9 protein-coding genes are annotated in these 25,041 nt (G+C 73.2%); 3 read left to right on the top strand and 6 right to left on the bottom strand.

The annotated features are described in order from the left end of the window. The first annotated feature begins 103 nt into the window (after positions 1-103). From OG841_RS41390 to OG841_RS41380, 3 genes are read left to right on the top strand one after another with little or no spacing between them, the layout of a single operon-like run. Positions 104-1,150 (top strand): LacI family DNA-binding transcriptional regulator, encoded by a 1,047-nt coding sequence (locus OG841_RS41390; RefSeq protein WP_371569516.1) that lies wholly within the window; start codon positions 104-106, stop codon positions 1,148-1,150. 47 nt (positions 1,151-1,197) lie between these two features. Then, the gene (locus OG841_RS41385) at positions 1,198-1,728 is read left to right on the top strand and encodes an AAA family ATPase (protein ID WP_371569514.1); all 531 of its coding nucleotides are present in this window, start codon (positions 1,198-1,200) and stop codon (positions 1,726-1,728) included. Between the two features lie 33 nt (positions 1,729-1,761). Further along, positions 1,762-3,021, top strand: coding sequence for an MFS transporter (locus OG841_RS41380; protein ID WP_371569511.1), 1,260 nt, complete (start codon positions 1,762-1,764; stop codon positions 3,019-3,021). 3 nt (positions 3,022-3,024) lie between these two features. Here the strand turns inward: OG841_RS41380 and OG841_RS41375 are convergent, their stop codons facing one another. The 6 genes from OG841_RS41375 to OG841_RS41350 are packed head-to-tail and all read right to left on the bottom strand — an operon-like array spanning position 3,025 to position 24,954. Continuing rightward, positions 3,025-4,245, bottom strand: coding sequence for a cytochrome P450 (locus OG841_RS41375; protein ID WP_371569508.1), 1,221 nt, complete (start codon positions 4,243-4,245; stop codon positions 3,025-3,027). A gap of 18 nt (positions 4,246-4,263) precedes the next feature. Next, positions 4,264-4,476 (bottom strand): MbtH family protein, encoded by a 213-nt coding sequence (locus tag OG841_RS41370; protein WP_328636683.1) that lies wholly within the window; start codon positions 4,474-4,476, stop codon positions 4,264-4,266. After that, positions 4,473-8,300 carry an amino acid adenylation domain-containing protein gene (locus tag OG841_RS41365; RefSeq protein ID WP_371569506.1) on the bottom strand — a complete coding sequence of 1,276 codons (3,828 nt, stop codon included), beginning with the start codon at positions 8,298-8,300 and terminating at the stop codon, positions 4,473-4,475. The genes OG841_RS41370 and OG841_RS41365 overlap by 4 nt, the downstream gene beginning before the upstream one ends. Positions 8,301-8,323: 23 nt before the next feature. After that, positions 8,324-15,973 (bottom strand): amino acid adenylation domain-containing protein, encoded by a 7,650-nt coding sequence (locus tag OG841_RS41360; RefSeq protein ID WP_371569503.1) that lies wholly within the window; start codon positions 15,971-15,973, stop codon positions 8,324-8,326. A 6-nt stretch (positions 15,974-15,979) separates the two neighbouring features. Continuing rightward, on the bottom strand, positions 15,980-23,668 hold the full coding sequence (locus OG841_RS41355) for an amino acid adenylation domain-containing protein (RefSeq protein WP_371569501.1): 7,689 nt from the start codon (positions 23,666-23,668) through the stop codon (positions 15,980-15,982). Beyond that, entirely contained in the window at positions 23,665-24,954 is a 1,290-nt protein-coding gene (locus tag OG841_RS41350; RefSeq protein ID WP_328636687.1) for a cysteate synthase, read from the bottom strand. Before OG841_RS41350 ends, OG841_RS41355 begins: the two co-directional genes overlap by 4 nt. Positions 24,955-25,041: the final 87 nt, after the last annotated feature.

The following is a 25,041-nucleotide window of genomic DNA, read 5'->3' as shown; positions in this document are numbered from 1 at the left end:
GGCGCCGGAATCGTGGCATCCGCTCCGGCGACCGTCAAGGTTTCCCACACGTAACATCCGGTGCGACACGCAACACGTTCGTGTGCGGACGGAGGAGGCAGCAGTGGTGGAGCGGGGAGGTTCCGGTGTGCCCGGGGGGCGGCGCAAGCAGCGCGTGTCCATGGCGGACGTCGCCAAGCTGGCGGGTGTCTCCTCGCAGACGGTCTCGCGGGTCTCCAACGGTCACCCCGGGGTGATCGTTGCCACGCGCGAGCAGGTGCTGGCGGCGATGCGGGAACTGGGCTACCGCCCCAACAGTGCCGCGCGGGCGCTGCGGTACGGCCAGTTCAACACGATCGGCGTGATCCTGTTCAGCCTGTCCTCGACCGGCAACAGCCGGACGGTGGAGGCGATCGCCACGCACGCGGCGGCCGAGGGGTACGCGATCACCTTGATCCCCATCGACGTCCCGACGCAGGACAACGTCCTGGGGGCCTTCACGCGGATGGGCGAGCTGGCCGTGGACGCGGTCATCGTCATCATGGAGATCCATCTCCTCGACACCGGGACGGTCCAGCTGCCGCCCGGGGTGCATGTCGTCGTCGTGGACTCCGACGCCGGCGACCGCTACAGCGTGGTCGACACCGACCAGGCGGACGGCGCGCGCAAGGCCGTAGAGCATCTGCTGGACCTGGGCCATCGGACCGTCTGGCACGTGGCCGGTCCGCAGGCCTCCTTCGCGGGGCAGCGGCGGGCCCAGGCCTGGCGTGCGGTCCTCGAGTCGGCGGGGCGGCCGGTGCCGCCCGCGCTGTACGGGGACTGGTCGGCGGAGTCCGGTTACGCGGCCGGGCTGCAGCTCGCCGAACCGCCGGACTGTACGGCCGTGTTCGCCGCCAACGACCAGATGGCGCTGGGGCTGCTGCGCGCGTTCCACGAGCGCGGGCTGTCCGTGCCGCACGACGTCAGCGTGGTCGGTTTCGACGACATCCCCGACGCGGCGTTCTTCGTGCCGCCGCTCACCACCGTCCACCAGGACTTCGCGGAAGTGGGCCATCGCTGCGTCCAGAAGGTGCTTCAGCAGATCCGCGCGCACGAGGGGGGACAGCCCGGTACGGACCTCGTCCCGACGCGTCTGGTGGTGAGGGGGAGCAGCGCGCCGCCGCGGGGTTGACGCTACTGTCACTCGTTCGGCGTTCGCGGGAACCGGGGGAAACGACTGTGATCGTCTGGATAAACGGCCCGTTCGGCGGCGGGAAGAGCACGCTTGTGGAGGAACTGCGCCCGCGATGGCCCGAGGCGCTGGTCTTCGACCCCGAAATGGTCGGATATGTGCTGCGGGAGATCGTGGACGTGCCGACCGGTGATTTCCAGGACCTTCCCCTGTGGCGGCGGCAGGTCGCCGACCTGGCCGTCGGTCTCGTCGAGGAGCACCGCCGCCCGCTCCTGATCCCCATGACGCTGGTGGACCCCGGCTCCCGGGGCGAGATCTTCGGCGCCCTGAAGGCCGCGGACATCGTGGTCCACCACTTCTTCATCAAGGTCGCGCCGGAGGTCCTGGTGCGGCGGATCGACGCACGGAGCCACTTCCCCGACGATCCCGCGCGGGAGGAACGGGTGCGGGCGTGGTGCAAGGCCCGCATCGAGGTGTGTACGGCCGCGGTCGATACCCTGCCCGGTGACACGGTGTTCCTCGACGGCGAGTCGACCCCGCGGGAACTGGCCGACCAGGTGCTCGCCCACGTCGGTTGACCTTGCCCCAAGGGGAGCCCGCAGCCTCGCTCCATGGTGCGAGGAAAACAGCTGCTGATCGACGTACGGCCACTGCGGGCGGGCGCGTTCCGGCGATTGTGGGCGGCCGGAATCGTGACCGCCCTCGGAGCTCAACTCACGGCGGTCGTCGTGCCGTTGCAGATCTACGAGGTCTCCGGCTCGTCGGCCTACGTGGGGCTGGCCGGTCTGGTGGGCCTCGCCCCGATGGCCGCGGCGGCACTGTGGGGAGGGGCCCTCGCCGATGTACGCGACCGACGGCGTGTGCTGCTGACGACCACGATCGGCATCGGGGTGACGTCGTTGCTGCTGTGGGCGCAGGCGTGGGCGAATCTGCGGTCGGTCGCCGTGCTGCTCGTGCTGGTGGCCGTGCAGCAGGCCCTGTTCGGCGCCAACTCCACGGCGAGCAGGGCCGTGACACCCCGTCTGGTACGGCCCGAGTTGCTTGCGGCCGCCAACGCGCTGCAGTCGACGGTGCTCCTGTCCGCCGGAATCACCGGGCCGCTGCTGGCCGGCGGCCTGCTGCCGGTCGTGGGCAGCCGGACGCTGTATCTGGCGGACGCGGTCGCGGTCTGCGCGACGGTGTGGGCCGTGTGGCGACTGCCGGCTCTTCCCCCGGCAGGCGGCGGTGAGCGACGAAAGAGCGCGGTTCCGGGGCAGATCGCGGACGGCGTACGGTTTGTGACGCGACGTCAGATTCTACTGGTGGTCTATCTCGCCGACTTCGCCGCGCTGTCCCTCGGTCTGCCCACGGCACTGTTCCCGCAACTGGCCGCGCAGACCTTCCACCCTTCCGACATCGGGGTGTTGTACGCCGCCGTCTCGGCCGGGGGCGTGCTGGCGGGGTTGTTCTCCGGGGCCTTCACGCGCATCGGCCGCCACGGTGTCGCGGTGGCCGTGTCGGTCGGCGTGTGGGGCCTGGCGGTCGCGGGGTTCGGGCTGGCCCACTCGCTCCTCTCCGCCGTGGCGTGGCTGCTGCCGGCCGGCGGTGCGCTCCTCGCGCTGGGGGTCTTCCGGAAGACGGTGCTGCAGAGCGCCGTTCCCGACGGGATGCGCGGCAGGCTCCAGGGGATCGACACCGTGGTGGCCGTCGGAGGACCACGGCTGGGCGACCTCCTCCACGGCACCGTCGGCGCCGCCCTCGGCGTCAGGTGGGCCGTCACGGGCGGCGGTGTCCTGACCGTCGTGGCGGCGCTCGCCCTCCTCCTGCTCTTCCCCGGCTTCCGGCGCCATCGGGCACCGGCCGGGACCGAGCAGGAGGTGATCAGCGGGTGAGACTCACTTCAGGGCCAGCGGCAGCGAACCGAGACCGCTGAGGAAGTTGGAGTAGACCGGCTTCGCCGGGCCCGTCTGTTCCATGTCCTCCACCAGATCGCGCAGCCCCTCCAGCACCGCTCCGATCTCCGCGCGGGCCAGGTAGGCGCCCAGGCAGAAGTGCGGGCCGTAGGCGAAGGTGCAGTGTTTGTTGGGGGTGCGGTCGAGGCGGAGCCGTCCGGGGTCGTCGAAGACCTGCTCGTCGTGGTTGGCGGAGGCGTTCCACACCGTCACGATGTCTCCGGCGCGGATCGGACGGCCCGCGATCTCGGTGTCGGTCGTGGCCGTACGGCCCGAGTGCAGCGCCGGGGTCGTCCAGCGCAGAATCTCCTCCACCGCCGTCTCGACACCGGCGTCGCCCTGCTTGAGTGCCTGCCACTGGTCGGGGTGCTCCACCAGGGCCAGTGCGGCACCGACCATGGACAGCCGGGCCGTCTCGTCACCGCCGAGGATCAGGCTGTAGCAGTTGAGCATGATCTCGTCGTCGTCCAGCGGAAACCCGTTCACCTTGCTTCCGGCGAGGAGCCCGATGACGTCCGCGTGGCCACTGTCCCGGCGGTCGCGGGCGAGGTTCGCGAAATAGAGCAGGATCTCGCTCTTGGCGATCCACGCGTCGGCGGCGGTGCCGTCGGCGTCGTGGGAGCCGAGGGCCGAGGAGGTCAGGCTCAGGACATGGGCGCGGTCGCTCTCGGGCACGCCGAGCAGGTCGCAGATCGCCCCGAGGGGGATGCCGGCGGCCACGTCGGCGGCGAAGTCGCAGGTCCCCTTGTCGATGGCCTCGCGCAGCAGCCGGTCGACCGTGCGGCGCACGCTCGCCACGACCGGCTGGAGGGCGCGCGGAGTGAACGCGGACATCAGGACGCGGCGCAGTTCCCGGTGCCGGTCCCCGTCGGTGATGGCGAGCATGCGGCCGGCCGCCGAGTCGCCGCCCGCGAGCAGGGTCTCCAGGACGTTGCCGCCCTCGGAGGTGAAGGTGGTGTTGTCGCGGTACACCGAGGTCACGTCGGTGTGCCGGGTCACCACCCAGAAACCGGGAGCCGTTTCGGTGGCCGGGTTCCGGTGGACCGGCTCATGCTCCCTCAAGTGGCGCCACACGGCGGACAGTTCGTCCTCGGCGTGCAGCCGTGGATCCGCCAGGTTCAGCGTGTCGAGCTCTTCCGGACCGATCGTCCGCCGCGTGGTCATCGTTCGACTCCCCCTGCTCTATTCGCCCATGGCCCGGATCAGGCTCTTGGGCCGCATGTCGGTCCAGTGCTGTTCGACGTACTCCAGGCACTCCTGGCGGGCCGCCCGGCCGTGGACGACCGTCCAGCCGGCCGGCACCTCCGCGAAGGCGGGCCACAGGGAGTGCTGGCCCTCGTCGTTGACCAGCACGAAGTGCTCGAGGGTGTCGTCGTCGAACGGGTTGGCGCTCATGCGGGGTTCCTTCCATGGGGTGCGGTGTTCAGTACGGCGCCGATCCGCTCCAGCGGGCCGGGCCGGGTCATCTCCCCGTGGACGCACGGGAGGTCGTGGTTGTCGACGCGTCCGTCGACGTACGGCTGCCAGGCACGGTGGCGCTCCGGGTGTGTGTCCGGATCCTGTGCGGCCGTGAAGAACAGCAGGTCACCGCGGTACGACGTGGGGACGAACTCCTCCATCAGCCGTCGGTTGCCGGACGTGACCTCGACCAGGGCGGCGAGTTCGGCGTCGTCGAGGCTCGCGGTCATGTCGGGGACGCGGCGCACGAGTTCGGCGAAGCGGGTGTCGGTAAGGGGCTCCGTGTCCTCGGGCCGGGGGCGGCCCAGGATGCCGAGCAGGCTGCGCAGCAGCGCGGGCCGGTCCGTCGCGCGGGCGCCCCGGTCGATCCAGACCCCCGGGAAGGCGTCGAGCATCGCCAGGAGGGCGACGTCGTGGCCTTGCTTCTGGAGGGTGACGGCGACCTCGTACGCCACCAGGCCGCCCATGGAGTAGCCGAGCAGATGGTAGGGGCCCTCGGGCTGGATCTCGCGGATGCGGGCGAGGTGGTCGGCGACCGTCGCCCGAAGGCTGTCCGTGCGTGGGTGGCCGGGGATCAGGCCCCGCGACTGGAGGCCGTACAGCGGGCGTTCGGGGTCGAGGTGGCGGGCGAGTCCGGCGAAGCCCCAGGCGAGGCCGGAGGCGGGCGGCAGACAGAAGAGGGGTTCCTTGTCGCCCCGGGTGCGCAGGGGCAGTACGGCGTCCAGGGGGGCCGCGCCCGGCGTGCCGCCCCGTAGTCGCCGGGCCAGTCCGGCGACCGTGGGAGTGTCGAACACCGCGCGCAGGGGCAGTGCGGCGCCGAGGTCGGTGCGGATGCGGGCGGTGAGGCGGGGGGTCAGCAGGGAGTGGCCGCCGAGGTCGAAGAAACTGTCGTGGACGCCGACGCGGGAGGGCTCCAGACCGAGGACGTCGGCGACGATCGCGCGCAGCCGTTCCTCGTGCGGGGAGCGCGGGGCGCCGGTGGTCTCGGCGGGTGCGGACGGGTCGGGCAGGGCCGTGCGGTCGGTCTTGCCGCTGGCGGTGCGCGGGAGAGCGGTAAGCGGCACGATGATGGCCGGGACCATGTGCGCGGGGAGCGTGCCGGCCAGGTGTTCGCGCAGGCGGTCGGGGGCGGCATCACCCACGACGTGGGCCACCAACCGCTGCTCACCGCGCCTGTCCTGACGCACAGTCACCGCGGCCTCGGTGACGGCCGGGTGCGCCGTGAGCATGGCCTCGATCTCGCCGAGTTCGACGCGGAAGCCGCGGATCTTCACCTGGTGGTCGGCGCGTCCGACGAACCGCAGCCGTCCGTCACGGCCGCGGACCGCGAGGTCCCCGGTCCGGTACATCCGCTCCCCCGGCGCCCCGAAGGGGTCGGCGACGAACCGCTCGGAGGTGAGTGCCGGGCGCCCGAGGTAGCCGCGGGCGGGGCCGCCGCCACCGAGATGGATCTCGCCGACGATCCCGTCGGGGACCGGCCGCAGGGCCTGGTCCAGGAGGTAAACCCGGTTGCGGGCGAGCGGGTCACCGAGCGGCGGTGAGCCCTGAACGGTGTCCTCGTCGGAGCGCCAGGCCGTGGCGTAGATCGTCGCCTCGGTGGGCCCGTAGAAGTTGACAAGACGCGCTGCGGGGAAGGCGGTACGGAGGTCTTCGCGGAGCTGTGCGGGGATGGGCTCACCGCCCAGGGCGACGGTGTGCGGCGCGGCGTCGGGGCGTTCGGCGATCACGCCCGCCATCACCGAGGGTACGCCGCTGACCAGCCCGGCGTCGGTGCCGGACGCGGTGAGGGACAGCAGGTTGTCGACGAGTTCGACGCGTCCGCCGCACAGCAGCGGGGCGAAGATCTCGAACACCGAGACGTCGAAGTTGAGCGAGGTGGAGAAGAGGACCTTGCGCAGAGCCTCGCGGCCGAAGGCGCGGTGAGTCCACTCCACGAACTCGACGGCGTTGCGGTGGGTGGCGAGGACTCCCTTGGGGCGCCCGGTCGAGCCGGAGGTGTAGGTGATGTAGGCGAGGCTGCCGGGCAGCGGTCGCCGCAGCGGACGTTCCCGCGGGCCCGCCATGTCGTCCTCGGGCAGCACGAGTTGAGTCCCCGCCGGAAGTACTTCTGCCGTGTCGGCCGTGGCCAGTACCGCCACCGGCCTGGCGTCCTCGACGATGTACGCGAGCCGGTCCTTGGGGTAGGCGGGGTCGAGCGGCAGATAGGCGGCCCCCGACTTCAGGACGGCCAGGACGGCCACGACCAGGTCGGGCGTGCGGGGCAGGGCGATACCGACCACCCGTTCCGGACCGGCGCCTAGCGCGGTGAGCCGGTGGGCCAACCGCTCGGCCCGCGCGTCGAGTTCGCCGTACGACAGACTCGCACCGCCCGCTCGTACGGCCTCCGCGTCGGGGGTGGCCGTCGCCTGGGCCGTCCAGAGGTCGGTGAGGGTGCGGGTCGCGGGGGCCGGTTCGGCGGCCGGGTCAGGGCGGGGGTCGTTCTTGGGGTCGAGGAGGCCGAGGCGCCCGAGCGGGAGGTCGGGGTGGGCGGCGAGGATCTCCAGGATGTGGACGAGGTGGCCGAGTTGGGCGTCGGCCCAGCCGTCCTCGAAGAGGTCGCACCGGTGGGCGAGGCGGAAGCGCAGGCGGGGTCCGGGGAAGGCGACGAGGGTGACGGGATAGTGGGTGGCGTCACGCCCGCTCGTGCCGGTGATGCGCAGGCTGTCGGCGGGAGCCGTGTCGTCCATCGGGTAGTTCTCGAACACGACGAGGGTGTCGAAGAGTTCGGGTAGGCCGGTGGTGCGCTGGATGTCGGCGAGGCCGAGGTGGTGGTGGTCGAGGAGACTGACGTAGCCGTCCTGGACGTCCCGCAGCAGCTCGCTCAGCGAGCGGTCGGGCCGCAGCCGTACGCGAACCGGAACGGTGTTCACGAAGAGCCCGACCATCGACTCGACGCCGGGCAGGGTGGCGGGGCGTCCGGAGACGGTGGCGCCGAACAGCACGTCGTTCCGGCCGGTCGTCCGGCTGAGCAGGATCGACCAGGCGGTCTGCACCAGGGTGTTGGCGGTGACGCCGAGCCTGCGGGCGAGGGCGGTGAGGGCGGCCGCGGTGGTTTCCGGCAGTTCGGCGCGGGCCTGGGCCAGTGGGCCGGGCCCGGGGTCGGGCGGGGCCAGCCGGGTCGGTTCGGTCACTTCGTCCAGGGCCGTCCGCCAGGCGGTCTCCGCGGCGCTGCGGTCCTGGCGGCCGAGCCATTCCAGGAAGGTGCGGTAGGCGGGGGCGGGCGGGAGTTCGGCCTCTGCCTTGTAGAGCGCGAGGAGTTCGCGCACCAGGACGGAGACCGACCAGCCGTCGAGCAGGATGTGGTGGTGGGTGACGAGGAGCCGGTGCCGTCCGTCGGGCAGGCGGGCCAGGGTGCAGCGGATCAGGGGCGGGGTGGCCGGGTCGAAACCGCGGTCGCGGTCCGCGTCGAGGAGCCGGGACCAGCCGCCCTCGGAGTCGACATCGGTCTCCGTCCACGGCAGGGTCGCGCGGTGCGGGACGACCTGCACGGGCGCGCCGCCCTTGCGGCGCCGGAAGGCGGCCCGGAGGTTGGGGTGCCGGTCCAGCAGGGCCTGCCAGGCGGCGCGCAGCCGTCCGGTGTCGACCGGGCCGTCGAGGTCGAAGACCAGCTGTACGAGGTACACGTCGGCGGCGTCCCGCTCGTGCTCGTACACGGCGTGGAAGAGGAGCCCCTCCTGGAGGGGGGTCAGGGGCAGGACGTCGGCCAGCGCGGGCTGGGTCATCGTTTCGTCTCTTTCCGTGCGCGTCAGCCGTCGAGGCCGGCGGCGAGTTCGTCGAGTTCGTCCGCGTCGAGCTCTGCCGACAGCAGGGCGCCCGGGGCCTGCGGTGCCATGCGGGCGGCACGGTCGGTCAGCGCGGTGAGGGCGGCGAACCAGCCCTCGGCCAGCTCCCGTACCTCGGACCCGGTGAGCACCCCGTCGGGCCAGGACCAGTCGGCGACGAGCCGGGGGCCTGCCGGTCCGTCGTGGACGACCGCGTTGACGTCGAGGGCGTGGGCGGCGGCGAGGCCGGGGTCGGTGCCGCTGCCGAGTGCCGGGGACTCCGGGGCGAACGACCACGGGCCGGCGGTGGCCGGGGCCGTGGCGAACCGGCCGAGGTAGTTGAAGCCGATCGGGGGTGCGGGCTGCTGGGCCAACTCGCCCGCGGTGTCCTGGTTCAGGTACCGCAGGAGGCCGAACCCGACGCCCCGGTCGGGCAGTTCACCGGTCCGGTCGGCGACACGGCGCACCACGCCGTCGGCGGCGGCACCTGCGGCCAGTGCGTCCCGCAGGTCGAGGCCCTCCAGGTCGACATGGACCGGGTAGAGGGAGGTGAACCAGCCGACCGTGCGCGAGAGTTCGAGGCCGGGTGCGATCTCCTCACGGCCGTGTCCCTCGACGTCGACGAGGACGTGTGGGACGTCCTGGCGTGCGGCGACCGCCAGGGCGAGCCCGGCGAGCAGCACGTCCTGCGGTCCGGCGCGGAACGCGGCGGGCACTCTGCCGAGCAGCGGGCCGGTCACGTCGGCTTCGAGGGTCAGGCGCAGTGACCTGGTGGTGGCCGCGGTGTCCTTCGCGGGGTCGAGCGGTCTGGCACCGAAGGGGGCGCGCGGGGCGTCGTTCAGCCGCCGCCACCGCTTGGCCTCCGCACCTCGTGTGCGCGCCTCCTCACGCAGTACGGCCGCCCAGGTACGGAACGACGTGCCAACGGGCGGCAGTTGAGGCTCGCGCCCCTGTGCGACCGCCTCCCAGGCCGCCTCCAGGTCGGGCACGAGGATCCGCCAGGACACCCCGTCCACGGCCAGGTGGTGGACGACCAGCAGCAGCCGTCCGGGGCGGTCCCGGCCCGCGTCGAGCCATACGGTCCGCAGCATCGCGCCGGTCGCCGGGTCGAGCATGCCGAGCGCGCGGTCGAACTCCTCGGCCACGGCAGCGTGGAGATCGTCCTCAGCGCTGACATCCCGGTGGTCCACGACGACGGCGACCGAGCCCACCTTGCCGACCTCCATCGAACGCTCCCGGGTGAGCCGGGACCGGAGCATGTCGTGGTGGTCCACGAGCGCCTGGAGGCTGCGGGTCAGCCGGGGCACATCGGCGTCCGCGGGCACCGTCAGCAGCACCGACTGGCTGAGCCGGCCGATCGGACCGCCGCGCTCGACCAGCCAGTGCATCACGGGCGTGAACGGCACCGACCCGACGCCGTCGTCTGCGCCGCCGACGTTCGCGGCGCCCACGGGACCGCGGGCCACGGCCGCGAGGGCGGCCACCGTCTGGTGCTCGTACACATCGCGCGGGCTGATCACCACCCCGGCCTCGGCGGCCCGGCTCACCAGCCGGATCGAGGAGATGCTGTCACCGCCGAGCGCGAAGAAGCCCTCGTCGAGGGTGATCCCGGGAAGCTTCAGCAGCTCGCGGAAGAGTTCGGCGAGCACGCGCTCGGCGGGCGACCTCGGCTCACGGGCCGCTTCCACGGCCGTCCGTGTCTCGGGGGCGGGCAGGGCCCTGCGATCCAGCTTGCCGTTGGGGGTGAGCGGGAGCGCGTCCAGGACGACGACGGCCGAGGGGACCATGTACTCCGGGAGCAGCCGATCGGCGTTCGCGCGCAGTGCGGCGGGGTCGGCGGGCGGGTGTCCGGGGCGGGTGGTGACGTAGGCGATCAGGCGCCGCTCCCCCGGCTCGTCCTCGCGCATCACTACGGCTGCCTGCGCGACCGCGGGGTCGCGGGCCAACGCGGCCTCGATCTCGCCGGGTTCGATCCGGAAGCCGCGCAGCTTGACCTGCTCGTCGGCGCGGCCGAGGTACTCCAGCTGTCCGTCCGGCGCCCAGCGGGCCAGGTCGCCGGTGCGGTACATGCGGTCGCCGGGGCCGCCGTGCGGGTCGGCGACGAAGCGCGCCGCGGTCAGGTCGGGGCGGCCGAGATAGCCGCGGGCCACGCCGGTTCCCGCGAGGTAGAGCTCGCCGACCGTGCCGGGCGGAACCGGGCGCAGCCAGGCGTCCAGGACGAGGGCGCGGGTACCGGCGACGGGGCGCCCGATGGGCGGGGCCTGGTCGCCGCCGAGCGGGACGGCGATGGTGGCGCAGACCGTGGACTCGGTGGGCCCGTAGGCGTTGGCCATACGGCGGCCGGGTGCCCAGCGGGCCACCAGTTCGCCGGAGCAGGCCTCGGCGCCGACCACCAGGGTCTGAAGGTCGGGCAGCTCGCTCGGCGGCAGGGTGGCGAGGGCGGTCGGCGGGATCAGTGCGTGGGTGATCCGCCCCCGGGTCAGCTCCTGTTCGAGTTCCTCGCCCAGCAGCGGCCCCTGTACGTCCGGCACCACCAGGGTCCCGCCCGCCGCGAAGGCCATCAGGAGCTCCATCACGGACGCGTCGAAGCCGGGCGCCGAGAACTGCAGGACCCTGCTGTCGGGACCGAGTCCGAAGCGCTCGATCTGTGTGCCCGCGAGGGCGGCGAGCCCGCGGTTCTCGACGACCACGCCCTTGGGGGTGCCGGTCGAGCCGGAGGTGTGGATGACGTAGGCGGCGTGGTGGGGGTGGTGGTCGGTGGGCGGTTCGCCGGGGGTGCCGTCCGTCGTGAGGTCGGTCAGGACGTGTGCCGGTCGGGCGTCGGCCAGCAGCGCGTCGATGCGGTCGGCGGGGAGGGCCGGGTCGACCGGGAGGAACGCGGCGCCGGACAGGGCGACCGCGAGCAGGGCGACGATCCGCTCCACGGACCGGGGCAGTTGTACGGCGACGAGGTCGCCGGGGCCGATGCCGCGCCCTGCGAGCCGGCGGGCCACCTTCCGTGCCTCGGTGTCGAGTTCGGCGTACGACAGGTCGTTGAGTGCGGGCGCGTCGGGCCGTTGCCGTACCTGCCGTGTGAACATCTCGGCCAGGGACTCGGGCGGTACCGATCCCCGGTTCGCGTTCCAGTCGTCGAGGCGGGCGTGCTCGTCCTCGACGAGGAGGTCGACGTCGCCGATGCGCCGGTCCGGTTCGGTGACGACGGCGTCGAGGAAGTGGACGAGCCTGTGGGCCAGTCGGCGGGCGGTCTCCGGCTCGAAGAGATCCGTGCTGAACTCGGCGACGCCGTCGATGCCCGCCGGGGAGCCGTCGTCGTGGCGGTGCTCGGTGAGATACAGGGAGAGGTCGAAACGGGCCGCTCCCGTCACCACCGGTTCTCGGGTGACGCTCAGGCCGGGCAGGGCGGGGACGGGGTCCGGGCCATGGCCGGTGTAGGCCAGCATGACCTGGAAGAGGGGGTGGCGGGCGAGGCTCCGCTCGGGGCTGACGGCGTCCACCAGGAGGTCGAACGGCACGTCCTGGTGGGCGTAGGCGGCGAGGTCGAAGTCCCGGACTCGGGCGAGGAGTTCGCGGAAGGTGGGGTTGCCGGAGGTGTCGGTGCGCAGGGTGAGGCTGTTGACGAAGAACCCGACGAGGTCGTCGAGCCGCTCGTCGCTCCGGCCGGCGACGGGGGTGCCGATGGGCACGTCGGTGCCGGAGCCGAGCCGGGTCAGGAGGGCGGCGAGTCCGGCCTGGAGCACCATGAAGAGGGTCACCCGCTGTGCGGCGGCCAGGTCGGCGAGGCCGGCATGGAGGGCCGGGTCCAGGGCGACGGCCGTGCGACCGCCCAGGCCGCTGGGTTCGGCGGGCCTCGGGTGGTCGGCCGGCAGCGGGAGTTCCTCGGGGATGCCCTCCAACGCCGAGCGCCAGAAGTCGATCTGATCGGCCATCATGCTGCCGGGGTCGTTCTCGTCCCCGAGCGACTCGCGCTGCCAGTGCGCGAAGTCGGCGTACTGGACGGGCAGGGGCGGCCACTCGGGCGCCCGTTCCTCGCGGCGGGCCGTGTAGGCGCTCTCCAGGTCGCGGGTCAGTGGCCGCATGGACCAGCCGTCGACCGCGCTGTGGTGGGCGAGCAGGAGGAGGACGTGGGTGTCGTCGCCGAGGTCGTACAGGGTCACCCGCAGGGGCGGTTCGGCGGAGAGGTCGAAGCGGCGGCCGGCGGCGCCCGTCAGCAGTCCGGGAAGTTCGTCCTCAGTGGTGCGGACGACGTCCAGGCGTGGCCTGGCCGCCTCCGGGGCCAGGATCCGCTGGTACGGGGTGCCCTGCACGTCGGGCTGGAGGGTGCGCAGCGGCTCGTGGCGGGCGACGACGTCGGCGAGCGCCTCCGTGAGCGCCTGCCTGTCCAGGGGGCCGGTCAGGCGCAGGGCCGCCGGGACGGTGTAGGTGGTGTGGCCGCCGTCGAGGCGGCTCATGAACCACAGCCGCTGCTGGCCGTAGGAGAGGGGTACCGGGTCGGGCCGGTCCGGCAGCGGGAGGAGGGCGGGCCGGTGCGCGTCCCGCGTGTCGCCCAGGCGGCCGGCGAGGCCCGCCGGGGTGGGGGCCTCGAAGACGGCCCGGACGGGCAGCGCGGTGCCGAAAGCGGTCCTGATCCGGTCGGTGAGGCGCATGGCGAGCAGGGAGTCGCCGCCCAGGTCGAAGAAGGCGTCGTCCGCGCCGACCTGGTGGGCGTCGAGCCCGAGGACGCCGGCGAACAGGCCGCGGAGGATCTCCTCCTGCGGGGTACGCGGGGCGCGGCCGGCACCGGTGACGGGGGTGGCCGCGGCCGGGATCGGGAGGGCCGCGCGGTCCAGCTTGCCGTTGGCGGTCAGCGGGAGCCGGTCCAGGACGACGATCGCGAAGGGCACCATGTGCTCGGGCAGGGTCCGTGCGAGGTGGTCCCGCAGCGACACCGGGTCGGGCGTGCCGTCGGACGCGGCGTACGCCACCAGCCGCCCCTGGCGGGCCAGGACGACGGCGCGGGACACCTCCGGATGGGTGGCCAGTGCCGCCTCGACCTCGCCGGGCTCGATCCGGAAGCCGCGGATCTTGACCTGGTCGTCGGCCCGGCCGACGTACTCCAGCTGCCCGTCCGCCGTGCGGCGTGCGAGGTCGCCGGTGCGGTACATCCGGTCGCCGGGCCCGCCGAAGGGGTCCGCGACGAACCGGCCGGCGGTCAGTCCCGGGCGGCCCAGATAGCCACGGGCCAGGCCCTCGCCGGCCACGTACAGCTCACCGGCCACGCCCGGCGGTACCAGGCGCAGACCCGCGTCCAGGACGTGGGCGCGCAGATCGGGGAGGGGCTCACCGATGCCCTCGCACCGTTCCCGGGTGAGCGGGAGTCCGGTGACGTGGACGGTGGTCTCGGTGATGCCGTACATGTTCACCAGGGTGGGGGCGCCCTCCGGGTGACGGGTGAACCAGTCGGCGACGGGCGTGACGTCGAGCGCCTCCCCGCCGAAGGCGACGTACCGCAGGCTCAGTTCGTCGGAGACCTGGGCCAGTTCGGCGTCGGCCCGCACGAGTTCGCCGAAGGCCGAGGGGGTCTGGTTGAGGACGGTCACCCGCTCCCGGGCGAGCAGCCGCAGGAACTCGTGCGGGTCCCGGCTGACTTCGTGCGGTACGACGACCAGGGTGCCGCCGTGCAGCAGGGCTCCCCACAGTTCCCAGACGGAGAAGTCGAAGGCGTAGGAGTGGAACAGGGTCCACACGTCGTCGGGGCCGAAGTCGAACCAGTGGCGGGTGGACTCGAAGAGGCGGGTCACGTTGCCGTGCGGGACGGCGACGCCCTTGGGTCGTCCGGTCGAGCCGGAGGTGTAGATGACGTAAGCGAGGTGATCACCCGTCAGCCGCGGGAGAGCCGCGACGCACGGGGAGGTGCCGTGGCCGTCCAGGGTCAGCACGGGTACGTCGGTGTCGGGCAGGCCCGGTGCCGCGTCCCGCGTGGTGAGGAGCAGGACGGGTGCCGAGTCGCTGAGCATGTACGCGAGCCGCTCGGCCGGATACTGCGGGTCCAGCGGGACGTAGGCCGCGCCGGTCTTCAACACCGCCAGGATCGCGACGACCAGGTCCGTGGAGCGGGGCAGGGCGAGGGCCACCAGGCGTTCGGGGGCGGCGCCCCGGGCGGCCATCAGGGAGGCCAGCTCCGTCGCGCGGGCGTTCAGTTCGGCATAGGTGAGACGGGTGTCCCCGTGGACCACCGCCGTCGCGTCGGGCGTGCGGGCGGCCTGACGGGCGAAGAGGTCGGTCAGGGCGACGGACGGCGCGGCGGACTCGTGTGCGGGGACCCTCGCGGAGCCGCCCGTGAGCTGCTCGCGCTCCTGTGGCAGCAGGGCCTCCACCTCGCCGAGGCGGCGGGACGGTTCGGCGGTCAGCTGGGCCAGGACCGCGGCGAAGCGGTCCAGGAGGGTGCGCGCGGCGGTCTCGTCGTACAGGTCGGGCCGGTAGGACAGACGCAGGGCCAGGCGACGGCCGGGCAGGACGGCGAGGGTGACGGGGTAGTGGGTGGCGTCGCGGCCGGTCAGCTGCGTGACGCGGCCCTCGCCGGGGCCGGTGGCCGTGGGGTGGCTCTCGAAGGCCAGCAGGGTGTCGAAGAGGTCGCCGGTGCCGGTGGTGCGCCGGATGTCGGAGAGACCGAGGTGCTGGTGCGGGAGCAGGGCGGCCTGTCGCTCCTGGAGAGCGTTCAGGAAGCCGGCGACGGTGTCGGTGTCGTCCCAACGCACGCGCGTGGGCACGGTGTTGATGCAGAAGCCGACCATCGAGGCCACGTTCCGCAGTTCGGGCGGGCGGACGGTGACGGTCTGGCCGAACGCCGTGTCGGTGCGGCCGGTGAGGCGGCCGAGCAGCACGCCCCACGCGCCCTGGACCAGGGTGTTGAGGGTGATGCCGAGGTTGCGTGCCGCGCTCTCGGCGTCGGTGGTCGCCGGCTCGGGGAGTTCGACGACGAGTTCGTGCGGCAGCACCGTCGTACCGGCCGCCGCCCCGGGGGCCAGGAGGGTGGGATCCTCGACGCCTTCCAGCGCTTTCTGCCAGGCGGCCTCGGCGGCGGCGCGGTCCTGCCGGGAGAGCCAGCCGAGGTAGTCGCGATACGGCGGGGGTGGGGGCAGGGCGGTGGGGTGCTCGCCCGCGTACAGGGCGGTGAACTCCCGTACCAGCAATTGCTTCGACCAGCCGTCGAGCAGGATGTGATGGTTGGTGATCACCAGGCGGTACCGGTCGGCCGTCCGGCGCACGAGCAGGTACCGCAGCAGCGGGGGCCGGGCCAGGTCGAAGCGGCGGGCGCGTTCCTCGTCCAGGATCCGCTGCCAGGCGGTCTCGCGTTCGGCGTCGTCGAGATCGCTCAAGTCCGCTTCGGACCAGGGAAGTTCGACATCCGCGGGGACGATCTGGAGGGGGGCCGCGGACTCCCGGCGGCGGAAGCAGGCACGCAGGTTCGGGTGCCGGTCGAGCAGGGCCTGCCCTGCGGCGCGTACGGCGGCGGGGTCGACGTCACCGGTCAGTTCGAGGATCTGCTGTGCGGCGTAGACGTCGGGTGCCTGGTCGTCGTCGTACAGGGCGTGGAAGAGCAGCCCTTCCTGCAACGGCGACAGGGGCAGGATGTCGGCGATTCCGGACCGGGTCACCGTGGGTTACCTCCACTCGCTTCCGAACTCGGCTTCGAGTTCGTCGATCTCCGCTTGGGACAGGGACACCAGGGGCAGGTCGGACGGGGTGTGCCCGCCGTCCGTGCCGGTGTCGTCGAAGGCGGCCAGGGCCTTGAACCACCCCTCGGCCAGGGCGGTCACCTCGTCCTCGTTCCAGAGGCGCGGCACCCAGGACCAGGTGGCGGTCAGCGTGCCCTCGGTGTCGGCCACAGCGGTGATCTCCAGGCCGTGGGCGACGGGCTGCGCCGGGTCGTGGGCGGCGCCGAGTGCCGTGCCGGGCAGGGTCTCGGGCGCCGGCGACCAGGGGGTGTCCGCGCCGGGGACGCTGCGGCCCAGGTAGTTGAAGCCGACCTGCGGGACGGGGAGTTCGGCGAGGAGCGGGCCGGTCTCGGGGTTGAGGTGGCGGAGCAGGCCGTGGCCGAGACCGTGGTCGGGGGCGGCCCGCAGGTGCTCTTTGACGGTCTTGAGGATCTGCGCCGGGTCGCCGAGGTCGAGCCCGCGCAGATCGAGGCGGGCCGGCACGACGCTGGTGAACCAGCCGACCGTACGGGTCGGGTCGACGCCGTCGGCGAACTCCTCGCGGCCGTGCCGCTCGATGTCGAGCAGCGGCGCCGGGCGGCCCGGCAGTCGGGCGAAGGCGGTCGCGAGGGCGGCGAGCAGGACGTCTTCGGGGCCCGCGTGGAAGGCCGCGGGGACGGTGGTGAGCAGGCCGGAGGTCGGGAGCGTGCGGGTGAGGTGGCGCATCTCGCCGACGCGGTCCGTGGACCGTGCGGCAGGCAGCGGATCCGGGTCTCCCAACACCCCTCTCCACAGGTCGAGTTCGGCGGATCTCGATACGCTCTCGCGCTCCAGCAGACGGGCCCAGGCCCTGAAGGGCGTGCCCTCCGGGGAGAGTTCCTCTCCTCGCCAGGCCGCGGCCAGGTCGGTGCGCAGGATGCGCCAGGACACCGCGTCCACGGCGAGGTGGTGGATCGTCAGCAGCAGCCGCCCGCGGCGGCCGGGGCCCGCGTCGAACCAGACCGCGCGCACCAGATCGCCGCGGTGCGGGTCGAGTCGTGGGACCGGCCGCTCGAGATCCAGGACGGTGGCCCGCTGCAGCAGGCCGGTGGCGTCGAGGGAGCCGGCGGGCGGGATGACGGCAGTACCGTCGCCGTCCAGGCGCAGCCGCAGGGCGTGGTGGTGGTCGATCACTGCCCGGAGCGCCGTGCGGAGCCTCTCCTCGTCGGCGTCTTCCGGCGTCACGAGCAGCATCGACTGGCTGAACGCCTCGATGGGGCCGCCGCGTTCGAGGAGCCGCCGCAGGGCCGGTGTGAGGGGCAGTTCGCCCGTCGGGGCGTCCTGTGTCACCGACGTCAGGGGCGGCGCGGCGGCGGCCACCGCGGCGAGGCCGGCAACCGTGCGCTGTTCGAACACGTCCCGGGGCGTCAGGCGCAGTCCCTCCGCGAGTGCCCTGCTGACGAGGTGGATGGAGGTGATGCTGTCGCCACCGAGATCGAAGAAGCCGGTGTCCAGGCCGACTTGGCCGGCGGGCAGTCCGAGGACCTCGGCGACGAGGGCGCGCAGTGTCTCCTCCTGCGGTGTGCGCGGCTCCCTGTTGTTCGGCGCGGAGCGGGTTTCGGGGGCGGGCAGGGCGGCCCGGTCGAGCTTGCCGTTGGATGTCATGGGCAGGGCGTCGAGGGCGACGAGCGCCTCGGGGACCATGTGCGCGGGCAGGTTCCGGGCGGCATGGGCACGGATCTCGTCGAGGTCACCGGCGGCGGCCCCGACGACATAGCCCACCAGTCGCCGTACGCCAGGTGTGTCCTCGCGCACCACCACCGCGGCCTGGGCGACGGCGGGATGGCCGGTCAGCGTGCCCTCGACCTCGCCGGGCTCGATCCGCAGCCCCCTGATCTTCAGCTGCCCGTCGGCCCGGCCCCGCAGTTCCAGCACGCCGTCGGCGCGCCGCACGGCCAGGTCACCGGTGCGGTACACGCGTTCGCCGGGTGGGCCGAAGGGGTCGGCGACGAATCGCTCGGAGGTCAGGTCCGGGCGCCTCCAGTAGCCGCGGGCCACATGGTCGCCCGCCACATACAGCTCGCCCTCGACACCTGCCGGTACGAGGTTCAGGCGTGCGTCGAGCACATACGCCCGGGTGTTCCACATGGGGCGTCCGACGGGCACCGGTCCGGAGGGAAGCTCCTCCCCCGGCTCTATGCGGTGGTCGGTGCAGCCGACGGTGAGTTCGGTGGGGCCGTAGTGGTTGACCAGCCGTACAGCGGGGTGTTCGCGACGCCAGGCACGCAGGGCCTCGCCGACCAGGGCCTCGCCGCCCAGCATGAACTCCTCGACGGGCGAGAGGTCGTGCGGCAGCGCGGGCAGCAGGGGAAGGTGGCTGGGGGTGGCCTTGAGGAAGCTGTAGCCGCCCGGCAGTTCGGTGGTGCCCGCCTCGTGGAAGGCCGCGATGTGCACCCGGCCGCCCATGGCGAGTGCTCCGTGCAGGGTGGTCACGGTCGCGTCGAAGGTCATCGTGGCGTGCAGCAGCGAGGTGCCGCGCAGGCTCGGGTAGGCCTCGGCACAGCGGGCCACATAGGTGGTGAGGTTGCGGTGTTCGACGACCACACCCTTGGGGCGGCCGGTGGTCCCTGAGGTGTAGATCAGGTAGGCCGGGTCGGCGGGGCGGGCCTCCGGGAGGTCGGCTGTGGGGTCGGCGGGTGTCACGTCGGGGCTCACGTGCGGGCGGTTCGCGTCGACGGGTTCCCGTGCGATGACGCAGACGGGGTCGGCGTCGGACAGCAGATAGGCCATCCGCTCGGCGGGGTGATCCGGGTCGAGCGGGAGATAGGCGGCCCCCGCCTTGAGGACGGCGAGGACTGCGACCGCGAGGTCGAGGGAACGGGGCAGCGCGAAGGCGACGACTCGGCCCGGACCGGCGCCGCGCTCGACCAGCACGCGCGCCAAGTCGTCGGACCGGGAGTCGAGTTGTCGGTATGTCAATGAGGTGCGCGGGTCCGTAACGGCGAGGGTGTCCGGCGTTTCGGCCGCCTGCCGCGCGAACATCCGGGGGAAGGTGGTGTCCGGGATGTCCCGCGCGGTGTCGGTCAGGTCGGACAGCAGACCTCGGCGTTCGTCCGGTGCGAGGACGTCGAGATCCCCGATTCCTTGGTCCGGTGCGGCGAGCGCGGCCCGCAGCAGCCGTTCCAGACGTGCCGCCAGTGCCTCGGCGGTGCGGCGGTCGAAGAGGTCGGCGCTGTACTGGAGGGTGCCGTCGATACCGTTCGGGCTGCCGTCGGACGCCCGGTGCTCGGCGAGGTTGAAGGTGAGGTCGATCTTGGTCGAGCCGGTCTCCACGGGGAGGGTGCGGTCGTCCAGGCCGGGCAGTTCAAGACGCCATGAGGCGGTCGGCCGGAAGGCGAGCATCACCTGGAACAGCGGGTGCCGGGCCGGCGAGCGGGACGGATTGAGCGCCTCGACAAGCTGCTCGAACGGCAGGTCCTGGTGTGCGTGGGCGGCGAGGTCGGTCTCGCGCACCCGGTCGAGGAGTTCACGGAAGGTCGGGTCGCCCGAGGTGTCGGTACGCAGTACGAGGGTGTTCACGAAGCAGCCGACCAGATCGTCCAGCGCCTCGTCGGGACGGCCCGCGACCGGTGTGCCGAGCGGGATGTCGGTCCCCGCGCCCAGCCTGGTCAGCAGGGCGGCGAGCCCGGCCTGTACGGCCATGAACACCGTCGCGCCCCGGTCTGCGGCGAGGTCGCGCAGCCGCTGGTGCAGGTCGGCGTCCCAGTGGACGGGGATGTCGCCGCCCCGGTGGGTGGCCCGGGCCTGGCGGGGTCGGTCGACGGGGAGCGGGAGTTCGTCGGGGAGGTCCGCGAGGGTCTGCCGCCAGTGGGCGAGTTGCCGGTCGCGGTCGGCGGCGAGGAGTTCACGCTGCCGGCGCGCATAGTCCTGGTACCGGAGGGGCAGCGGCGCCCAGTCGGGGGCCTCGCCCGTGAGCCGGGTCCGGTAGGCGGTGGCGAGGTCACGCAGGAGCGGCTGCAGGGACCAGCCGTCGGCGGCGATGTGATGGAGCACCAGCAGGAGGACGTGGTCCTCGGGGCCCAGTGCGAGGAGGTGGGCGCGGAACGGTGTGTCGGTGGCGAGCTCGAACCCCTTGGACGCCAACTCGGTCGTCGCAAGCGGGAGTTCGGCCTCGGTCACCGGCCGGACGCACAGCTTGGGGGACACCTGTGCCAGCAGCCTGGAACGCGGGGTGCCGTCGGCGTCCGGATAGACGGTGCGCAGGATCTCGTGTCTGTCGCTGAGGTCGGCCAGGGCCGCTCGCAGGGCCTCCTGATCCAGGGCTGCGCCGGTCAGCCGTACGGCGAGGGGCACATGGTAGGCGGCGCCGGTCGGCTCGGCGCGGTGCAGGAACCACAGGCGCCGCTGGGCTGAGGAGAGCGGCGCCTCACCGTCCTCCGTGCTTCTGACCGGAGGGGGCATCGGGCGCGCCGGTTCGGCGGCGGGGAGGAGCCGGGCCAGGGCCGCCGCGGTCGGCGCCTCGAAGACGTCCCGCAGGCCGAGGTCGGTGCCCAGTGCGGTCCGGATGCGGTGGACGAGCCGCAGCGCGTGCAGGGAGTGGCCGCCGAGAGCGAAGAAGCTGTCGTCGGGGCCGACGTCGGGAAGACCGAGGACATCGGCGATCAGCGCGCACAGCACCTCTTCGTGGGCGGTACGCGCACTGCGCCCGGCGTCCCGGCCGGTGCGCACCGGGGCGGGCAGGGCCGCGCGGTCCACCTTGCCGTTGGCGGTCAGCGGCAGCCGGTCCAGGAGGACGACGGCGGAGGGCACCAGGTAGGCGGGCAGGAGCCCGGCGAGGTACTCGCGCAGGGCATCCGCCTCCACGCCCGGAGCGGCGGTGGCGTAGGCGACGAGGCCGCGGTCGCCGGGCCGGTCCTCGCGGACGACGGCGACGGCCTGCTCGACGTCCGGGTGTCCGCCGAGAGCCGCTTCGATCTCCGCCGGTTCGACACGGTGTCCGCGCAGCTTGACCTGGTCGTCCGCCCGCCCGTGGAAGGCGAGTTGGCGGTCGGGGGTCAGGCGTACGCGATCCCCCGTGCGGTACATGCGCCCGCCGGGCGGCCCGAACGGGTCCGCGACGAACCGCTCCGCGCTGGCGCCCGGACGGCCCAGATAGCCGCGGGCCACACCCGGGCCGGCGAGGTACAACTCCCCCACCGTGCCGGGCGGGGCCGGTCGCAGGGAGCCGTCGAGGACGTAGGCGCGCATGCCGTCGAGCGGGCGGCCGATGGGCAGCGGGTCCGGCACCTCCGAAGCGCCGGGGCAGGGGCGGGTGGTGGCGAAGGTCGTGGTCTCGGTGGGGCCGTAGCCGTTGGTGACGGTCAGGCCCGGGCAGGCGTCCAGTGCTCTGCGGACGGCAGCCGCGGGCACGGTGTCGCCACCTGCCCAGACCTGGTGGAGCCCCGTGAAGCACCCCGGGTCCTCCTCCGCGACGAGCCGGAACAGCCCCGCCGTCAGCCACAGCGCGGTCAGTCCGTGGCGACGCGTCAGCCGCCTGATCGCCGCCGCGTCCACGTCCTCGTCCGGGCCCGCGACCACGGCGGTGCCGCCCCTCAGCAGCGGGACCCACAACTCGTAGGTGGAGGCGTCGAAGGCGGTCGGCGAGTGGACGAGAACCCGCGTGTGCGCGCCGCCGGCGAAAGCACTGTCCGTCGCCAGGGCCGTGACGTCCCGGTGGGCGACCGCCACGCCCTTGGGGATGCCGGTGGAGCCGGAGGTGTGACTGACATAGGCCAACTGACCCGGTTGCAGCGGGAGTTCGGGATCGCTGTCGGGCTCGGTGGCGAGCGACGGCAGATCGTCGACCAGGACCACCTGACAGTCGTACGACGGGGACGTCCCGTCCGTCCGGAGGCCCGCGGCCGTCGTCCCGTCCGCGAGGAGGGCCGCGGCCGACGTTCCGTCCAGGATGCGGCGGGTGCGGGCGGCCGGGGCGCGGGGGTCGAGGCCGACGTAGGCGGCGCCCGCCTTGAGGACCGCGAGGAGGGCGACGACCAGGTGCTCGGAGCGGGGCGTCAGGACGGCGACGCGGTCCTCCGGGCGGACGCCGAGGCGCAGCAGGCGGTGTGCGAGGCGGTTGGCGCGGGCGTTCAACTCGGTGTAGCTGAGGGCCTGTTCGCCGTGGACGACGGCCGTGGCCGTGGGCGTCGCGGCGACCCGCGCCGCGAAGAGGGCGGGCACGGTTGCCGTGGTCGTCCGGGGCACCGGGCCGTCCAGCAGGGCCGCCCGCGACTCCTCGGGCAGCGTCACCTCGACCCGGCCGACCGGGGTGCCGGGACCGAGCACGGCGGCCGCGAACCGTTCTGCGAAGTGGGTGAACCGGCCGTGGTGAGCCGCGAGTTCGGCATCGGTGTAGCAGGCGGTGCTCGCGTCGAGGTCGATGCGGATGCCGTTGCCGTCGGCGCGCTCGTAGACGTTGACGGCGAGGTCCTCGACCGGGCCTGTGGAGAGGTTGTGGCGGGTGGTCGGGTGGTCGGCGAACCTCAACTCCGGCCCGAACGCCATGATGTTGACGACGGGACCGAAGAACCTGCGCGCACCGCCGGCCCGGTCCAGCTCGCGACGCAGGTCCTCGCCCCGGTACCGCTGGTGTGCGAGCAGCTCCCGGGTTGCGTCGGCGGCCTGGCGTACGAGGTCGTGGGCGCGGGTGTCGGGGCGTACGGACAGCCGCAGCGGGAGGACGTTGGAGGCCATGCCCGGAGTGGCACGCTCGGTGTCGCTCCGGCGGGCGGTGACGGCGAGACCGAGGACGATGTCCCGGGCTCCGGTGAGCCGGTGCAGATAGGCGGCGGTCGCGGCGATCAGGACACGGGACCAGCGGGTGCCCGTGTGCGCTGCGGCCGAGTGGACCAAGTCGCCTGCCGCGTCGGCAAGATGACCGGTTCGGCGCAGGAAGCCGTCGCTCACCCGTGGGGGATGGTCACTGAGGCCGACCGGGTCCGGGCGGTCGGCCCAGACACCGGCCCAGTGGCGGCAGTCGGACTCGCGGCGGTCGTCGCTGCGGTACGCCTCGTCCGCCTCGATCAGCGGGGCGAGGGGGGCCTCGGGCGCGGTGTGCGCGGTGCCCGTGACGAGGGCCGTGTAGGCGTCGGCGACCCGGGCCGCGATGAGGGAGCAGCTGAACCCGTCGACGGCGATGTGGTGGTAGCAGTGGTACCAGATCCAGTGCTCGGCACCGAGCCTGAGCAGCGCGTACCGGAACAGCGGGGCCTCTTCGAGATCGAAGGGCACCGCGAAGTCGGTCTCCCGCCAGGCGTCCGCGGCGGCGACCGGGTCGATGGCATCCCTGAGATCGACGATGGTCAACTCCCAGGCGGGGTCGGGTTCGACGATCTGGTGGACGCGCTCGCCGTCGGTCGTGAAGCGGGCCCTCAGGGTCTCGGTCGCCGCGACGACCTGGCGCAGGGCGGTGCGGAAGCGGTCGATGTCGAGGGAGCCGTGGATCTCGGTGTACTCGCCGACGTTGTAGGCGGATCGGGCGGCGGAGTCGAGGCGCTGGCCGAACCACATCGAGCGCTGGGCGGCGGACAGGCCGAGGGCGCGGGCGGGTACGGACACGTCGTTCATCGGCGGCACGTCGGAGGGCGCGGAAAGGCCCGTCATCGGCGGCACGTCGGCAGGCGCGGAGAGGTCCGTCATCGGGCGGCCCCCGCGGGCACGACGCCCGCCAGCTGACGTTCGACCTGCTCGGCAACGCGGCGCGGCCCGGACTCGCCGCCCGGCCAGGTGACGCGCAGCCAGGGTTCGGCGGGCACGAGGGGAAGGTCCTGGGCCTGACGGGCGCGGCCGCCGCCGGTGATGTTGAGGAGCACGAGTTCGTCGGAGCGCACCTGTCCGTCGCGTACGGCCTCCGCGAGGGCCGCCACGGCCACGCCGGCGCCGGGTTCGATGTCGATCCCCTCGGTCTCCTCGAAGAGGGCCATGGCGGTGAGCGCGGCTTCGTTGTCCGTACATCGGACCTGGCCGCCGCTCTCCTCCAGCGCGTCGCGCACCCCGCCGCGGACGGCGAACGGCGGGCGGCGGTTGGTGAGTTCACGGGCCAGGGGTTCGAGTTCGCGGCTCGCGGGCGGCTGTCCGCCGTGGCACCAGGCCTCGTACAGCGCGGCGAACGGTTCGTTCTGGCACATCAGCAGCCGCGGCAGGGGCTCGCCGGCGGCGCGGATCCGGAGGGCCGCCTCGTGTGCGCCGATGGCGCCCGTGCCGCTGCCCACGGCCTGCACATAGACCTGCGGAAGGCGTCCGACGGCCTCGGCCGCGGCGAGCATGACCGTGCCCAGTCCGTCGCGACGGCCGATATTGCGCGCCCCGCCCTCGGCGTGGTGGCCGGGCATCCGGGCGAGCAGGTCGGCACACGCGATGGTGTCGCTGTAGGTGGCGGCGCCGTCGAGGGCGACGATGCGGACGCAGGGGTCGAGCGGCGCGGGGAAGCGCATCCGCTCCAGGGCCGGGGCGGGCACGACGAGCAGACACGGGACCCGGTACCGGGTGGCGGCCCAGGCGAAGGCGGCGGCGGTGTTCCCGGCCGAGGGGATCACCAGGAGCGGCGGGTCGGCGGGCAGCCGCCCCAGGACGGTGTAGGCCTCCAGGTCCTTGAACGTACAGGTGGGCAACTGCGCCCCGCGCTCGGGCCAGTGGCCGTTGAACGCCACCCACAGCCGGTCCAGACCGAGCAGCCGGCCGAGCCGCTCCGCCAGGTACACCACCGGTCCCGGCACCCCGGGGAAGGTCCGCACCACGGGCAGCAGCGGGGCGTGGCGAAAGAGTCCGGTCGTGCTCGCGGTGTGCGTCCCGTGGTACTGGGTGCGCAGGAACGCCGGTTCCCGGCACGCACGGCAGTCGAGCATGAGTCCGTCGTCCTCGTAGCGGGTTCCGCATGAGGAACAGACAACCGTGTAGTGACGTGTTCCCGGGAGCGCTCGGAACATTTTCGCTCGCTTTCCGAAGTGCCGTGTCTGGCCGGTCAATTGGACCCCGGGTTACGGAAAGCAGGGGTGACACGCACATGACCCTTT

Origin of the sequence: Streptomyces canus (assembly GCF_041435015.1) — a bacterium.
In the GTDB taxonomy this organism is placed as follows: domain Bacteria; phylum Actinomycetota; class Actinomycetes; order Streptomycetales; family Streptomycetaceae; genus Streptomyces; species Streptomyces canus_G.
This window is presented reverse-complemented; position numbering and strand designations above follow the sequence as displayed.

What these genes read in the sequence shown, in the direction of transcription:
- OG841_RS41355 (WP_371569501.1), bottom strand. Translation starts at nt 23,668, where the DNA reads ATGACGGACCTCTCCGCGCCTGCCGACGTGCCGCCGATGACGGGCCTT.
- OG841_RS41365 (WP_371569506.1), bottom strand. Translation starts at nt 8,300, where the DNA reads ATGACCCAGCCCGCGCTGGCCGACGTCCTGCCCCTGACCCCCCTCCAG.
- OG841_RS41350 (WP_328636687.1), bottom strand. Translation starts at nt 24,954, where the DNA reads ATGTTCCGAGCGCTCCCGGGAACACGTCACTACACGGTTGTCTGTTCC.
- OG841_RS41375 (WP_371569508.1), bottom strand. Translation starts at nt 4,245, where the DNA reads ATGACCACGCGGCGGACGATCGGTCCGGAAGAGCTCGACACGCTGAAC.
- OG841_RS41370 (WP_328636683.1), bottom strand. Translation starts at nt 4,476, where the DNA reads ATGAGCGCCAACCCGTTCGACGACGACACCCTCGAGCACTTCGTGCTG.
- OG841_RS41380 (WP_371569511.1), top strand. Translation starts at nt 1,762, where the DNA reads ATGGTGCGAGGAAAACAGCTGCTGATCGACGTACGGCCACTGCGGGCG.